We start from the raw sequence: 15342 nt of genomic DNA, 5'->3' as shown, positions 1-15342 counted from the left end.
ATCCCCCATGGGCAACGACTGGTTCGAAACCGTTGCGGTCGCGCAGCAACGCGCGAAGAAGAAGCTCCCCAAGTCCGTCTACGGGGCCCTCGTGGCCGGCTCCGAGAAGGGCATCACCGTCGAGGACAACACGGCCGCGTTCGCCGAGCTCGGCTTCGCCCCGCACGTCGCGGGCCTGTCCGACAAGCGCGAGATGGGCACCCACGTCATGGGGCAGGACGTCGGCATGCCCGTGCTGATCTCCCCGACCGGAGTGCAGGCGGTGCACCCCGACGGCGAGGTCGCCGTCGCCCGTGCCGCCGCGGCCCGCGGCGTCGCGATGGGTCTGAGCTCGTTCGCGAGCAAGTCCATCGAAGAGGTCTCCGCCGCCAACGACAAGACCTTCTTCCAGATGTACTGGGTGGGCAGCCGGGACGTGCTCGTCCAGCGGATGGAGCGCGCCCGGGCGGCCGGCGCCAAGGGCCTGATCATGACCCTGGACTGGTCGTTCTCCAACGGCCGGGACTGGGGCAGCCCCGCGATCCCGGAGAAGATGGACCTCAAGGCGATGTTCCGGTTCGCACCCGAGGGCATCCTGCGGCCGAGCTGGCTGCTCGACTGGGCCAAGACCGGCAAGGTGCCGGACCTGACCACGCCGAACCTGACGCCGCCCGGTGGCAGCGCGCCGACGTTCTTCGGCGCCTACGGTGAATGGATGGGCACCCCGTTGCCCACGTGGGAGGACGTCGCGTGGCTGCGCGAGCAGTGGGGCGACGCGCCGTTCATGCTCAAGGGCGTGATGCGGGTCGACGACGCCAAGCGCGCAGTCGACGCCGGCGTCACCGCGATCTCGGTGTCCAACCACGGCGGCAACAACCTCGACGGCACCCCGGCCCCGATCCGCGCGCTCCCGGCGATCGCCGACGCGGTCGGCAAGGACGTGGAGGTGCTGCTCGACGGCGGCATCCGGCGCGGTAGCGACGTCGTCAAGGCCCTCGCGCTCGGCGCCAAGGCCGTCCTGATCGGCCGCGCGTACCTGTGGGGCCTCGCCGCCAACGGGCAGGCGGGCGTGGAGAACGTCCTCGACATCCTCGCCGGGGGCATCGGCTCGGCGCTCATCGGACTCGGCAAGACGTCGATCCACGAGCTGACCCCCGACGACATCGTCGTCCCGCCGAACTTCCGGCGCGACCTCGGAATCTGAGCGGTCCCCTCTGCCGATGGGCACTCTCACCGAACCGATCACCCTGGCCGGCCGCGACGCGCCGGCCAGGGTGCTCTTCGGACCGCACGAAACCAACCTCGGTGTGGGGAGGGCCTTTTCGCCTGAACACGTGGCGTACTACGAGCGCCGCGCCCGCGGCGGAGCCGGGTTGCTCGTCACCGAGGTCGCCTCCGTGCACCCGCACGACCAGCCGTACGAGCGGGCACCCCTGGCCGCGGAGGGCGGCCCCGGATGGGCGTCGATCGTCGCCGCGTGCCGGCCCCACGGCACCCTCGTGCTGGCCGGGCTCGGCCATGCCGGCCTGCAGGGGTCGAGTGCGTGGACGCAGGCTCCGCTGTGGGCACCGTCGCGGGTGGCCGACCCGGCCGGGCGCGAACTGCCGATGGAGGTCGGCGACGACGAGATCGGGGAGCTGGTCGAGGGGTTCGCCGCCGCCGCCGCCGTCGCGGTCGCGGCAGACGTCGACGGAATCGAGCTGGACGCGGGGCCGAACTCGCTGCTGCGCCAGTTCCTCTCGGGACTGACCAACCGGCGCACCGACCGCTACGGTGCCGACCGGTCGTTGCTGCTGCGACAGGTGATCGCGGCCGTGCGCGCCGAACTCGGTCCCGGCCGGATCCTGGCGCTGCGCCTGAGCTGCGACGAGGAGGCGCCCTGGGCCGGCATCACACCGGAGCAGGCCGCCGGTCACGCGTCCGTGCTCGCCCCGCACCTGGATCTGCTCACCGTCGTGCGCGGCGGACTCTACGCCCCCGGCGTGTACCGGCCCGACGCCCACACCCCGGCCGGGTTCAACACCGGGCTGTGCCGCGCCCTCCGCGACGCCGTCGCCGGCGCCGTGCCCGTCGTCCTGCAGGGCAGCATCGTCGAGCCCGTCGCCGCGCAGCGCGCCCTCGACGACGAAGTGTGCGACCTGGTGGAGATGACCCGCGCGCAGATCGCCGATCCGGACCTCGTCGCCGCCGTGCGCGACGGGCACACCCCCCGGCCGTGCGTGCGATGCAATCAGGCCTGCCTGGTGCGCGACTTCCGCAATCCCCGGGTCGGCTGCATCGGCAACGCGGAGGCCGGGCACGAGACCCGCACTCCGCAGCCCCCGGCGGCCGTGACGCGCGACGTCCTCGTCGTCGGTGGGGGACCTGCCGGGCTCGAGGCCGCCCGCGTGCTGGCCGAACGCGGTCACCGGGTCCGTCTCGTCGAACGCGGCGGGCGCGTGGGCGGGATGCTGCGCACCGCGGCGGTGGGCACGGGACGCGACACGCTCTCCGCACTCGTCGACTGGCTCGAGGTCCGCTGCCGCGCGCTCGGCGTGCGGATCGACACCCGCAGCGCCGTCGCCGCCGCGGACCTCGACGCGGCCGCCGCCCAGGGGACGGTCGTCGTGCTCGCGACCGGCAGCCGCGACCGGCCCCCCGAGTACCCGGCGGAGGACGGGCACGTCGTGACCGCCGCGGGGCTGCTCGCCGGCGGCCCGATCCCCGTGCGGCCGGTGGTGGTGTGGGATCCGGTCGGCGGGCCCGTCGCCGTGGGCATCGCGGAACAACTCGCCGCCCAGGGGTACGACGTCTCGTATGCGACGACGGACCCGATCGCCGGTGCCCGGCTCGCGCCGACGGGCGACCTGGTCGCGGCCAACGCCCGGCTCCAGCGAGCGGGAGTCACCCGGCATCTGGGGGTCACCGTGCGCCGGGTCGGCGCCGACGCCGTCGAACTCGAGCACCGGCTGACCGGGCAGCGCACCGACGTCGCGGGCGCGCTGCTCGTCGACTGCGCCCCGGGCCTGCCGGAGGACAGCCTCTACCGCACCGGGCTCGTGCGGATCGGGGACTGCCTCGCGCCGCGCAGTGTCCACCACGCGGTACACGAGGGCCACGCACTCGGATCCGAACTGTAACCTGTTCCAAAATGCTGGGGATCGGAAGGATCGGCACATGGGCGAGTTCGACGGCAGGGTCGTGTTCATCACGGGTATCGCGCGCGGCCAGGGCCGCAACCACGCGATCCGGTTCGCGCGGGAGGGCGCCTCGATCATCGGCGTCGACATCGCCGGACCCGTCTCGGCGTACAACACGTACGCGCCGGTCACCGAAGCCGACTTCCACGAAACCGTCCAGCTCGTCGAGGCCGAAGGCGCGAAGATCCACGCCCGCATCGCCGACGTCCGCGACAGCGCCACCCTGCAGGCCGTCGTCGACGAGGGCGTCGCCCAGTTCGGCCGCCTCGACGTCGTCGTCGCCAACGCGGGCATCTGCAACTGGAACCGCTTCTGGGAGATGCCCGACGAGCAGTTCGAGGAACTGATCGACATCAACCTCACCGGCGTCTTCAAGACCCTCAAGGCCGCCACGCCCGCCATGATCGAGGCCGGCAACGGCGGGTCGATCGTCGTCGTCAGCTCCGTCGCGGGTCTGAAGGCCATGCCCGGCCAGGCCAACTATGCCGCTGCGAAGTTCGGCCTCGTCGGCCTGACCCAGACCGCCGCCAAGGAGCTCGGCGAGTACCGCATCCGGGTCAACTCCATCCACCCCTACGGCGTGAACACGCCGATGGGCACCGACCAGGGTGCGCTGAAGATGTTCGAGAAGTACCCGCACTGGTTGCCGAGCTTCGCGCCGATCCTCACCGAGAAGCCGATCGCCGACGTCGACGACATCACCGAGGCCGTGCTGTTCCTCGCGAGCGACCGGGCCAGGACGATCACCGGCAGCCAGATGGCCCTCGACCAGGGGAACTCGAAGGTGTGAGCGAGCCCCGCTCCGCCCGACCGTACCCGCGGCTGGCCGCCCCGCTGCGGCTCGGCCCGGTCACGCTGCGCAACCGGGTGGTGTTCTCCGCGCACCTGACCAACTTCGCCGTCGACGGCCTGCCGACCGCACAGCACGCCGCCTACTACGCCGCGCGGGCGCGCGGCGGGGCCGGTCTGATCGTCTCCGAGGAACACACCGTGCATCCGACGGACCGGCCCTACGAGAAGCTCATCCGCGGCTACGACCCCGCCGTGGTGCCCGGGTACCGGCGCATCACCGAGGCCGTGCACGGCCACGGGGGGCGAATCCTCGCGCAGCTCAACCACAACGGCGCCCAGGGCTCCGGCATGTACACCGGCCTGCCGCTGTGGGCCCCGAGCGCCGTGCCCGACCCGCTGTTCCGGGAGGTGCCCAAGGCCGTCGAGGAGCACGAGATCCGCGAGCTCGTCGACGGGTATGCCCGCGTCGCCGCACACTGCCGTGCCGGCGGGTTCGACGGTGTCGAACTGCAGTGCTCGCAGGCGTCGATCGTGCGGCAGTTCCTGTCGCCCGGCACCAACCGCCGCACCGACCGGTACGGCGGCCCGCTCCGGAACCGGGCACGGTTCCTGCTCGAGGTCGTCGCGGCGCTGCGCGCGGCCGTCGGGCCCGGCCTGGTCGTGGGGGTCCGGCTCAGCGGGCACGACGGCACCGACGGCGGGATCACCCTCGACGACGCAGTCGCGCTCGCCGCCCTGGTCGAGGACAGCGGGCACGTCGACTACGTCAACACCTCGATCGGCGTGGCCACCGAGACGCTGCACCTGATCGAGGCGTCCATGGCGACGCCGCACGGCTACGCGCTCTTCGTGCCCGACGCGATCCGGCGGCGGGTGCGCCTGCCGGTGGTCGGCGTCGGTCGCTTCACGACCCCGGCGCAGGCCGAGGCGGCGCTCGCCGCCGGGCGCTGCGACCTCCTCGGCGTCGTGCGCGGCCAGATCGCCGATCCCGACTTCGCCGCCGAAGCCCTCGCCGGCGAGGACGAGGCGGTGCGCCCGTGCCTGGCCTGCAACCAGGAGTGCATCGGGCGGGTCGGCCTCGGGCGGTGGATCGGCTGCGTGGCCAACCCTCGCGCCGGACGCGAGGCGCAGCCGCTGCCCGATCCTCGCCGGCCCGGCCGGCGGATCCTCGTCGTCGGTGGCGGCCCGGCCGGGCTGCGCGCCGCCGCGACCGCCGCGCAGCGCGGGCACCGGGTCACCCTCTGTGAGAGCGCGGATGTGCTGGGCGGGCAGATCCGCACGGCCGCAACCGCGCCGGGCCGCGGCGAGCTCGGCGGTCTGGTCCGCAGTCTCGAGATCGAGTGCCGGCGCGCGGGCGTGGAGATCCGCACCGGCGTGCACGTCGACGCCGCGGTCGTGCGCGACGCGCATCCCGACGCGGTCGTCGTCGCGACCGGTGCGCGACCGCGGCGCCCGGACTGGGCCGGCGACACCGGCCTCGTCGTCGACGTCCGCGACGTCCTCGACGACCGGGTGTCACCGCACGGCGACGTCCTCGTCGTCGACGACCTGGGCTTCCACCACGCGACGTCCGTGGCGGAGTTGCTCGCCGGCCGCGGCGCCGCGGTCACCGTCTGCACGGCCGGGATGATCGTCGGCCAGGACCTCGGGCTGACCCTCGACATGGAGGGCTGGACCCGCCGGGCGCACGCACACGGCATCGAACAGCTGACCGACACACTCGTCACTACCGTCGCCGAGCGTGACGGCCGGCTCGACGTCGCGCTGCGGCACCACCCGACCGCCGTCGCGCACCTGCGCACGGTGGATGCGGTGGTGGTGGCCACCCATCAGGATCCGGTGGACGAACTCTGGACGGCGTTGCGCGGCAGCGCCTTCCACGTCGTGCGGATCGGCGATGCGCTCACCCCGCGGCGCGCGGACGCCGCGATCGTGGAGGGCGAGCGCGCCGCGGTAGGGCTGTAGCCCGGTGCGTCCTTTGGGCGGCAGGAGCAACCCAAAGGACGCACGGGCCGCGCAGCGGCCTATCGGCTCGCGCGCTTGGTGGCCTCGGCCCAGGACTCGACCGCCGCATACCCGTCGCCCACGCCCTGCGTGAACGCGACCAGGGCCCCGTACATCCGGGTGCCCTCCACGGCCAGTTCCGTCTTCGCTACCCAGTCCGCAGCACGGGCCATCACGTGGGCGGAGATGTCGGCACCGTCCTGGGTGCCGCGGGAGGCGTGCAGGAACGACTCGTCGGCGATCTGGAAGGTCTGCACCACGGCGCGCCAGTAGTACTCCGCGTCCATCGCTTCGCGGACCTCGTAGTAGTCCGTGGCGCTCTGTCGCGCCACCGCCTCCTGTAGCGTCGTCGCCGCTCCGGAGACGCTGCGCAGCGGCACGTACACGGGATCGTCGGACGCTCCCCGTGTGGTTCGTCTACTCGTCGCCGGCACGATGCTTTCAGTCAATGGCACCCCCTCGATGGTCCACAAGATCATCGCACGCGCAAGTGCCGGCGCGGGTCAGCAGGTGAGCGCACCGCCCGGGCACGCCGGTGCGTGCCGCTCGGGGTCGAACGGTTCGAACCAGGCGTCGACGGTCGCGAACAGGGCGCGCTGGGGGATGCGGAAATCGCCGAGCCGCTCCTGTTCGGGCAGCGGCCCGTCGGCGCCGAGGTCGACGCCACGCACCGTCGCGGAGAGGGTGCGGACGGACCACAACCGGCGCGGTGCGGCACGGAACCACTGTCCGTTCGGCACGTCGCCGGTGAGGCGGATCCGGCCGGCGCCCAGGACCGGACCGGCGACACGCGCCACCCCGGCCAGGACCGCGGGATTGTGCCGTGCCCGCTCGGGCAGGAGCCGGCCGGCCAGGGTTGCCAGGGCGGTGGACGGCGACGAGGTCACCTGTACGTCCCAGACCACGTCGTCGCCCGCCGTGATGTGCAATCGGGACGGGTCGGTCCATTCGGCGGCGACGTCGGTGCGCACCGTCCGGCTGAGGGCGGCGCCGAGATAGCGGGCGCATCCGTGCTCCGGCGCGACATCGCTGTAGACGGTCCACCGGCCGTCCGGGTCGCGGTGCCAGACCGCGGTGAAGGCCGGGCCCACCGACCCGGCGGTGAACCGGCGCAGTGCCAGACAGTGCCCGCTGGCGAACGGTGCACCGATCACCGCATATCCGGTGAACCGCTCACCGGCGACCCGGGCCAGGGCACGAGGCTCCTCGGCGGCTGCTTGCGGCGTGGTCTTCATGTCGTCCTCCTTCGGCGTTTCGCTTGTTCCGATCGTGCGCCGCGTCGTGTCCGGAAGGCATGGGGCCGATGCCTCATCTTTGCCCGCCGGGCACCCCGGCTCCCGCAGCGGAGGACAATGGGGCCGTGCAGCGCAGGAGCGAGCCGTCTCCGGGGCCGCGGGCCGGGCCGCGGCGTGCCGAGTTGCTCGCAGCGCTGTCCCTGGCGATCGACCTGGGCCTGGGGCAGCCCATGGAACACATGCTCCGCTCCGCCGTGCTGGCCGGACGGATCGCCGAGCGCATGGGCCTGGACGCCCGACAGCAGGCCGTCGTCTACTACGCGAACCTCGTCGCCTGGATCGGATGCCACGCCGACTCGCACGAACTGGCGCAGTTGTTCGGCGACGACATCGCGCTCCGCGCCGACACCTACGGGGTCGACATGACGGGGCTGCCGTTCCTGCGGATGCTGACGAGCCACGTCGGGCGCGGGCTCGACGGGCCGCGTCGCGGACTCGAGGTCGCCGCGTTCCTGCTGACCGCCCGCCGTCGCATGGCCGAACTGATCGGTTCGCACTGCGCCTCGGCGGGAGCGCTGTCCGACCGGGTGGGCCTCGACCGGCAGGTCGGTGCGGCCCTGGCGTACGCGTTCGAACGATGGGACGGTGCCGGCCTGCCCGCGGGGGTGCGTGGCGACGACATCCCGCTCGAGATGCACATCGTGCACCTGGCGGAGGTCTGCGAGGTCCATCTGCGGGCGGGCGGGCCGGGGCGGGCCGTCGAGGTCGCACGAGCGCGCAGCGGGACCCAGTTCTGTCCGCGGGTGGCACGGGTGTTCCGGGAGGGCGCGGACGAGTTCACCCATGATCTGCTCGAACAGGACGCATGGGTGGCGGCACTGGGTCGGGCACCCGACCGTGAGTGTGTCCTCGCCGGCGGCGAACTCGACGAGCTGCTGCGCGCGATGGCCGACTTCGTCGACCTGAAAGTTCCTTTCCTGCTTGGGCATTCGAGGTCGGTGGCGGACCTGGCGGCGACGGCGGGCCGCCTGCGCGGCCTGCCGGAGACGGACATCGAGGTGCTCTACCGGGCCGGTCTCGTCCACGGTCTCGGGCGAATGGGGGTGTCCAACCGGATCTGGGAGAAGCCCGGCCCGCTCACCGCCACCGAATGGGAACGGGTCCGGCTGTACCCGTACCTGACCGGGCGGATCCTCAGCCGTGTCACCGGCATGGAAGACGTCGTCACCGTCGCGACCACGCACCGCGAACGCCTCGACGGCTCCGGATATCCCAACGGCGTCCGCGGCCGCGACCTCAGTGTCGCCGATCGGCTCCTCGCCGCGGCGGAGACGTACCAGCGATTCGGGGAGCCCCGGCCGCATCGTGAGGCGCTCACGCACGACCGCGCCGGGGAGCGCCTGCGGCAGGAGGCCCGCGGCGGCCGCCTCGACGCCGAGGCCGTCGAGGCGGTGCTGACGGCGGCCGGGCACCGGCAGGTGCGACGCGCGCCCTGGCCGGCCGGACTGACCGCCAGGGAGGTGGAGGTGCTGCGGCTCGTCGCCCGCGGCCGCTCCAACCGGCAGATCGCCGACGAACTGTGCATCGCCCAGAAGACGGCCCGCAACCACGTCGAGCGCGTCTACGCCAAGCTCGGAGTGGACAACCGCACGCGGGCCGGGCTGGCCGCCGTCGACCTCGGACTGGCGTGGTGAACCGCGAACGGGCCGAGGCTACGAACGGTGCACAGCCGGTTGTCGAGGTGCTCGCCCCGGCCCGGGCGTCCGGGTTCAGCGGCTCGGGTCGATCCTGCCGCCTGTCCGCTCCACGAGACTGTTGACGAGTCCGGCGGCGGTCGCGGCGCCCTCGACCACGACCAGGGTGCGCACGCCGTCGCGCCGGTGCAGCACCAGGGCGGGGCCGCCGCGCAGGACGAACCCTCGTGCACCGCGCAGCGGGCCGAGCACCGCCACGCGGTATCCGTAGCCACCGAAGTGCCTCAGGGGTGCCACGTCGGTGACGGAGGCGGAGGCGATGTCACCGAGCGCAGTGTGCAGGTGCGGCCACCCGAACACTCCCGCGACGGTGACCCCGCGGGCGTCGACGGTGACGCGGATCGAGCAGGTCGCAGCCACCAGCACCGCGAGCAGCACGGCCAGGCCCAGCAGGATCCACAGCTGGGTGAGCACACCGATCGCCGCGACGAGGCCGATCGCCGCGACCAGCACGCTCGTCGTGAGGTTGCCGGTGGCCACCGAGCGGGTCCACACCACGAGTTCGTCTGTGCCGACCGGAATTCGCGGCGCCTCCGCGGCCGGGGGAGTGGCGGGTCCACGCGACCACCGTGGTATCGCCGCGGCGGCGCCGGCCCCGAGGGCGAGGCCGACGCCGAGTGCGGCGAGGAGCGACGTTCCCGGCGGTGCGGCCACGGCGGCGTCCGCGAGACCCCGTTGCGAGCCGGTCGCCAGCACGATCAGGGTGGTCACGAAAGCGACGGTGCCCGTGGCGGTCGCGGCGACCGCGCGGGTGAGGGCGGGATCGGCGGCGGCAGCCCGGGCGAGACCGAAACCGAGAGCGGCGAACAGCGCACCGAACCCCAGCACCAGTGCGATCGCCGCGGGGAGTCCGGCGAATCCGTCCGCGGCGCCGTCGAGGTTCCAGTGTGTCGCGATCGGATCCGGTAACTGCGCACGCCAGTTCCGGAGCACGAGTGCGCCCGCGGCGGCGACGGCCAGCGGGGCGACCGTGGAGCTGAGGAGGATGCGGCCGGCTGGGCGCCGTCCGGTGCCGGGATCGTCTGTCATCGGTACTCCGCTCTGATCAGGTCGACGAGGGCGTCGGCGCTCAGACCGACGCGCTTGGCGTGCGCGACGGCCTGAACGACGGCGGAATGAACAGCGGCATAGCCGGTTTCGGCGCGATCAGTGACGACCGCACCGCGTCCGCGACGCAGCTCCACCAGGCCTTCGTCGCGCAGCTGCTGATAGCCCCGCAGCACGGTGTGCACGTTGAGGCCGAGCGAGGCGGCCAGGTCGCGTGCACCGGGAAGGCGCTCGCCGGCTCGGACCTCGCCGCGGGCCACCGCGCCGCGCACGGCCGCAGCCAGCTGCACGAACAGCGGGTCCGGCGAGTTCGGGTCCAGTCGAATTAGCACGGGACCCAGCATATTGTTCTATTTGAATTAGAACAAGCCCGAGTTGCACCAGATTAGTGTGCCAACCCCGACCGGGGATTCGCGATGCCGAGGGAGTGGAGGATGTGCACGGCGTCGTCGGTGAGCGGATCGAAGGCGGTGTGCTCGTGGCCGGCGATGGTGATGGTGACTTCCTGTAAGGGACGCAGGGTCCGAACGATCTTCCGGATGGACATCCCGGTCGCGTCCTGCAGGTAGCGTGAGATCGCCAAGGCGGCGAACACGATGGTCAGGTGCGCCTCGATGGAATCGCGGGTGTGGCTGAAGATCGGGCGGGCCCGCAGGTCGGTCTTCGACATCCGAAACGACTGCTCGACATGCCACAGATCGTGATACTTCGCCATGACTTCCTGTGGATTCATCAGCGAGACAGGCAGGTTCGTCACGTAGCCTTTCAGACCGATCAGGGAACGCGCCCGGGCCAGAGCATCGGTATCGAGGGATTTGCCCTTCGCGGTGCTCTTGACGAACCGCGGTGTTCGAGCAGCACGGGTGCCGTCGACGACCTCCCGGGCCCGGGCTTCCTGCGCGTTGAGCGTCTGGTTGTCCCGGACGGCACGCTTGGTCGAGTACGCCCAGATCGCCCGCCACGCCGTCGCGTCGGTCGGCTCCCATACCGGCTCACTGCGACGGGTGAGGTCGTTGACCACGGTTTTGGCGTGCCGTGGGGTGACGGTGTCGATGATCTGCCCGTCGGTGAACACGTCCCCGTTCCAGTGGAAATGACTGGCCAGATCCGCCGGTGCCTTCGTCACCCGCGATCCGACGATGAACTTCAGTCCTGCAGCGTCGAGATCCTTGAGGTTCGTCGCCGACAACATGCCGGCGTCGGCGGCGATGACCATCTCCACCCCGTCGATATTGTGGCGGGCCTGGAACTGCCGCACGATGGGCACGATGGTGCGGGTTTCGGCGTGGTTTCCTTCGAAACACCCTATTTCCAAGGGAAATCCGGTGCGGTCGACGAGCAGCCCGACGACGATCTGCGGGTCGACCCGGCGCTCCTTGGAGTAGCCGACCTTACGGAGCTCGTCTTCCTTCTCAGCTTCGAAATACAAGGTCGTGACGTCGTAGAGCAGCAGGTTCAGATCCCCCGCGGTGGCGGCATGCTCCCGAGTTAGGACATTACTGGCGGGTAGGAAATCGTTCATGCCTGCTACCTGCGCATTCGCGACGTCGCGGAGGCGGTTTGGGACACTAACGCCGTCGGTTCGGGCGGTGGAATTCGCTTCCGACCCCTGGCCTCGATGCTGGTCGTGACGACCTGGACGGCGGGGAGTCAGCAGTTGTCGACATGCCCTGGGCCTCGGATCTCACCACTGTCGAAGATTCGGGACTGAGTTCAGCGTCGACACTCTGGCCGCCGAGATCCTTAGCGATTCGACCTCTTATTTCCGTTGGGGTGGTGACTTTTTCACCGATAGACATGTCGTTGGTGCGGCTACAGGCAGTCGTTCCGCACACCGGAGCGCCGGCCGGCGGGCATCGACAACGGTCCACCCGGCTCGCCGAGCCAGGCCTGCCCACCATGCTCATAGGGTGGCGGTCGCCCGCTGCGTTCAGGACCACACCGCCCTCGTCATCTCGGAGTTGGCCATGCAGCTGCGGCCACCACCGCGAACCTCGATCATTGCGTTCAATCGTGCTGACCACGACTTCCACTGCAGATCTGGTCCGCTGAACAGGGCATTCTCGGCCGGGTCAGGTTCGAAGCGGGACACTTAGAGCATGTCTCATGTGGAGAGCTTCTTGAAGCAGGTGAGCGCCGCGGCGAGTTGCAGGAAGCCGGTGAAGTGCTCGGCGTGGCGTTCGTAGCGGATTGTGAGCCTGCGGTAGCCGGTGAGCCAGGCGAGGGTGCGTTCGATCTTCCATCGGTGCCGGCCGAGGCGGTCGTTGCGTTCGATGCCGCGACGAGCGATCCGCGGGACGATCCGGCGCTCCCGCAACCAGCAACGGTGAGCGGCGGAGTCGTAACCTTTGTCGGCGCGCAGGCGACCCGGTTTGCGTCGTCGCGGCCCACGACGGGACCTGACCGCGGGAATGGCCTCGACCAGCGGCCGCAGCATGGTGCTGTCGTGGGTGTTCGCTGCAGAGACGCCGACAACCAGCGGAATTCCCTCGGCCTCGGACAGGACGTGGATCTTCGATCCTTTCTTGCCGCGATCGACCGGGCTGGGCCCGGTCAAAGATCCCCCCTTTTCGCCCGGACACTCGCGGCGTCCAGGATCGCTGCCGACCAGTCCAGCTCACCCGAGCCGCCGAGTCGATCGAGCACCTCGCGGTGCAGTTTCTCGAACACCCCGCGCGTACCCAGGCCGTGAAGCGGCGATGCGCGGTCGGGACGCTGACCCCGAACGACGGCGGCAGGTGCCGCCAGGCGCAGCCGCTGGTCAATACGAACACGATTGCGGTGAACACCGCCCGGTCGTCGACCGGCGCACTGCCACCACCCTGCGGTCGGGGGGCGAAGGCCGGAATCAGCGGTTCGGCGATCTCCCACAACGCATCCGGCACCAACCGGATAGACAACTCGTCAACCACGAACTACATCATGCATCACAACCCACTTCATCCACGTGAGACACGCTCTTATTGCCGTTGTTGAGTGCCAGCATGTTCTGTTGGCCAACCGACTCGGACCTCTTGAGGCCCTCCTGAACCTGCTCGATGGTGTCATCGTCGATGCCCTCGAGCAGACGATCGGCCTCGCGCCACGCCTCCTCGGAGGTATCACGGGTGATGGTGTGCATCCGGATGCCGAATTTCATCTGGCGGCCCTGCTTCTCGGCGAGCTCGCGGATCCAGGCGATCTTCTTTGCCACGGCATTCGGGGGCTCGCCCCACGTGAGGTAGACGTCGGCGTGCTTGGCTGCCACGTCACCGGCCGCAGACGAGGAGCCGCCGAAGTAGATCTCCGGAATCGGGTTGGGGATCTGCTGCAGTGCTGCACCCTCGACCTTGAGGAACTCACCGTCGAAGGTCACGGTCTCTCCGGCCCACAGCCGGGTGACGATCTCGAGGAATTCGTCGCAGCGGCGGTAGCGCCCCTCCTTGTCGGCGAAGTCGCCATAGGCCCGTTGTTCGTGGCTCTCACCGCCGGTCACCACGTTGAGAAGCAGCCGGCCGCCTGACAAGTTCTGGAACGTCGCAGACATCTGCGCGGCCAGCGTTGGCGATGTCATGCCCGGTCGGAAGGCGACCAGGAACTTGAGCCGCTCCGAGAGCGGCGCGAGCATCGCTGTGGCCAGCCAGGCATCCTCACACCAGGCGCCAGTGGGTGTCAGCGCGGCCTCGAAGCCGAGCTGCTCCGCACTGCGGGCGACTTGACCGAGGTAGGCAACCGATGCCGGCCGGCCGGCCGTGCCGTGCTCGACTCCGTGGCCGCCACTGACAACGTGTCGACCGTCGCCGCCGTTGGTGGGTAGAAACCAGTGGAACTTCATGTCAATGTCCTAATCAGTTCGGGGAGTGACGCCTCGAAACCACTCATAGTTGTCCATGATTGGGCGGTAGCGTGCGGTCCACGACCCAGCGGCCGAGGTGCTGCACCTTCCACGCCGCAGGATCATGGAGCGTGTGCGTACGCGCATTACGCCAGTGCCGATTGAGGTTGAGAGAGTCGAGGGCCGAGCGGGTGCCACACACCTCGAAGAGGCGACTGGCGACCTCGACCGAGACGGCAGTCGACGACGCGCGGCTCGCGGCGACCGCAAGGCTCGCGGCACCGGCCGTATCAGCGGTGAGATCGGCATTTGCGGCGTCGACGGCTGCCCCGGCTTCGCGGAGCAATGCCTCCGCCCCGCGTACGGCGACCTCCATCTGCCCCAACGCCTGCACAATGAGCGGGTCGTCCGCTGCGCGATCGACACCGGCGTCGGGAAACGGCCTGCTCTTGGTTCGCACGAACTGCGCCGCTTCATCGACCGCCGCCCGGGCGATCCCGACATCGAGCGCCGAGTGCAGCAACTGCGCGAACGCACCGTAGGTCTGGGGGCGGTCGAAGGTCAGATGGTAGGGCGTGATCCGATCGGCGGTCACCTGGACGTCGATCAGCTCAACCGTGCCGGCCGCGGTGGTGCGTTGGCCCATGCCGTTCCAGTCGTCGATCACCGTGACGCCAGGCGCTGTGCGCTCGACCCAGGCGACGTGGAGCGGTCCGTCGACGTCGAGGTGGGTGAGGACCGGGATCCAGTCGGCGAAGAGAGCGCCGGTGGCATAGCCCTTGATTCCGTTGAGGCGCCAAATTTGTGGACTTGAGGCTTGCTCCGCCGACGTCTCCACCGCTGCAGGATCAGGGGTGAGTGTCGTCCGGATGTCTCGAACATGCTTGGTGCCGATCTCCGATTGGGCGTTGCCAAAGCGCTTCCCGTCGAGCACTTCGCGGAAGAAGAACTCCTGTTGGGCCGGGGTTCCCTGCTCACGCATCGCGTTGACGTAGACGAAATGGCTGTGGGGGATCTGCGCGATGCTCGGGTCTCCGCTTGCCAGGATCCGGAAAACCTCAGCCACCATAGCCGCGGGCAGCTCCGAGCCGCCGTACTCTCGGGGAACGGTGATCGCGAGCAGCCCGGACTCGGCGAGCTGGTCGAGCTCGGGCCCAGGCAGTAGTCGCTCGGCATCGCGCCGGGCGGAGGTCTCCGCAAAGCCCGCCGCCAGGGTGTGGGCGACCGCGACGGCTTGCGCACCGCTGAGCCTCGGGCTGGTGATTGCCAAGTCAGCGACGGCGGCCATGCGTCCTCCGCCTTGGCGCGCCGTGAGTGAACTGTGGGCGCGCTGGCAGTGAGTGCCCTCCGACGGCGGGGCTCATCGAAACTCCTTGATTGAAAACTTGCGTCTGTTAACCAATGGAGAAAGCTACTTGAAGCCCCGGGATGCCACCACCATTTGTGCGCCAGGAATTACGGAGGGGGTGACAGGTCATGGCTATCGCCATCCGTCAGTCTTTCCGGACACTCGAATCGAGAACCCACGGGGCATCCGC

General features: G+C 70.4%; 10 protein-coding genes and 3 pseudogenes. 5 read left to right on the top strand and 8 right to left on the bottom strand.

Annotation, left to right across the window (positions count from 1 at the left end; genetic code table 11):
- Positions 1–7: 7 nt before the first annotated feature.
- From mftD to QNA09_RS16190, 4 genes are read left to right on the top strand one after another with little or no spacing between them, the layout of a single operon-like run.
- Positions 8–1183, top strand: a complete 1176-nt coding sequence (gene mftD / locus QNA09_RS16205) for a pre-mycofactocin synthase MftD (RefSeq protein ID WP_010591950.1) — start codon at positions 8–10, stop codon at positions 1181–1183.
- 16 nt (positions 1184–1199) lie between these two features.
- Positions 1200–3098: a mycofactocin system FadH/OYE family oxidoreductase 1 gene (locus tag QNA09_RS16200; RefSeq protein ID WP_308071978.1), complete on the top strand. Its 1899-nt coding sequence runs from the start codon at positions 1200–1202 to the stop codon at positions 3096–3098.
- A 37-nt stretch (positions 3099–3135) separates the two neighbouring features.
- On the top strand, positions 3136–3948 hold the full coding sequence (locus tag QNA09_RS16195; RefSeq protein ID WP_017679990.1) for a mycofactocin-coupled SDR family oxidoreductase: 813 nt from the start codon (positions 3136–3138) through the stop codon (positions 3946–3948).
- Positions 3945–5915 carry a mycofactocin system FadH/OYE family oxidoreductase 2 gene (locus QNA09_RS16190; protein ID WP_119699920.1) on the top strand — a complete coding sequence of 657 codons (1971 nt, stop codon included), beginning with the start codon at positions 3945–3947 and terminating at the stop codon, positions 5913–5915. Before QNA09_RS16195 ends, QNA09_RS16190 begins: the two co-directional genes overlap by 4 nt.
- A 59-nt stretch (positions 5916–5974) precedes the next feature.
- Here the strand turns inward: QNA09_RS16190 and QNA09_RS16185 are convergent, their stop codons facing one another.
- Both QNA09_RS16185 and QNA09_RS16180 read right to left on the bottom strand, forming a co-directional pair.
- The gene (locus QNA09_RS16185) at positions 5975–6334 is read right to left on the bottom strand and encodes a hypothetical protein (protein WP_374121862.1); all 360 of its coding nucleotides are present in this window, start codon (positions 6332–6334) and stop codon (positions 5975–5977) included.
- Between the two features lie 123 nt (positions 6335–6457).
- Entirely contained in the window at positions 6458–7189 is a 732-nt protein-coding gene (locus QNA09_RS16180) for a hypothetical protein (protein ID WP_119699918.1), read from the bottom strand.
- Positions 7190–7314: 125 nt separating this feature from the next.
- Between QNA09_RS16180 and QNA09_RS16175 the strand changes: the two genes are divergently transcribed.
- Positions 7315–8883: an HD domain-containing phosphohydrolase gene (locus QNA09_RS16175; protein WP_119699917.1), complete on the top strand. Its 1569-nt coding sequence runs from the start codon at positions 7315–7317 to the stop codon at positions 8881–8883.
- 75 nt (positions 8884–8958) lie between these two features.
- Here the strand turns inward: QNA09_RS16175 and QNA09_RS16170 are convergent, their stop codons facing one another.
- The 6 genes and pseudogenes from QNA09_RS16170 to QNA09_RS16145 all read right to left on the bottom strand — a co-directional run bounded on the left by QNA09_RS16170 (position 8959) and on the right by QNA09_RS16145 (position 15092).
- Positions 8959–9972 (bottom strand): DUF1648 domain-containing protein, encoded by a 1014-nt coding sequence (locus tag QNA09_RS16170; protein WP_119699916.1) that lies wholly within the window; start codon positions 9970–9972, stop codon positions 8959–8961.
- The gene (locus tag QNA09_RS16165; RefSeq protein WP_119700322.1) at positions 9969–10322 is read right to left on the bottom strand and encodes a GntR family transcriptional regulator; all 354 of its coding nucleotides are present in this window, start codon (positions 10320–10322) and stop codon (positions 9969–9971) included. The genes QNA09_RS16170 and QNA09_RS16165 overlap by 4 nt, the downstream gene beginning before the upstream one ends.
- Positions 10323–10375: 53 nt before the next feature.
- Positions 10376–11470 (bottom strand): annotated as a pseudogene (locus tag QNA09_RS16160) (IS1634 family transposase); the annotation flags it as partial.
- 624 nt (positions 11471–12094) lie between these two features.
- Positions 12095–12902: pseudogene (locus QNA09_RS16155) on the bottom strand (IS5 family transposase).
- Positions 12903–12949: 47 nt separating this feature from the next.
- Positions 12950–13804 (bottom strand): annotated as a pseudogene (locus QNA09_RS16150) (LLM class flavin-dependent oxidoreductase); the annotation flags it as partial.
- Between the two features lie 43 nt (positions 13805–13847).
- Positions 13848–15092: an SfnB family sulfur acquisition oxidoreductase gene (locus QNA09_RS16145; protein WP_048773938.1), complete on the bottom strand. Its 1245-nt coding sequence runs from the start codon at positions 15090–15092 to the stop codon at positions 13848–13850.
- Positions 15093–15342 lie beyond the last annotated feature (250 nt).

Origin of the sequence: Rhodococcus sp. AH-ZY2, assembly GCF_030916465.1 — a bacterium.
Taxonomy (GTDB): domain Bacteria; phylum Actinomycetota; class Actinomycetes; order Mycobacteriales; family Mycobacteriaceae; genus Rhodococcus; species Rhodococcus ruber.
The sequence above is the reverse complement of the archived record's forward strand: the minus strand, read 5'-3'. Positions and strand labels throughout refer to the sequence as shown.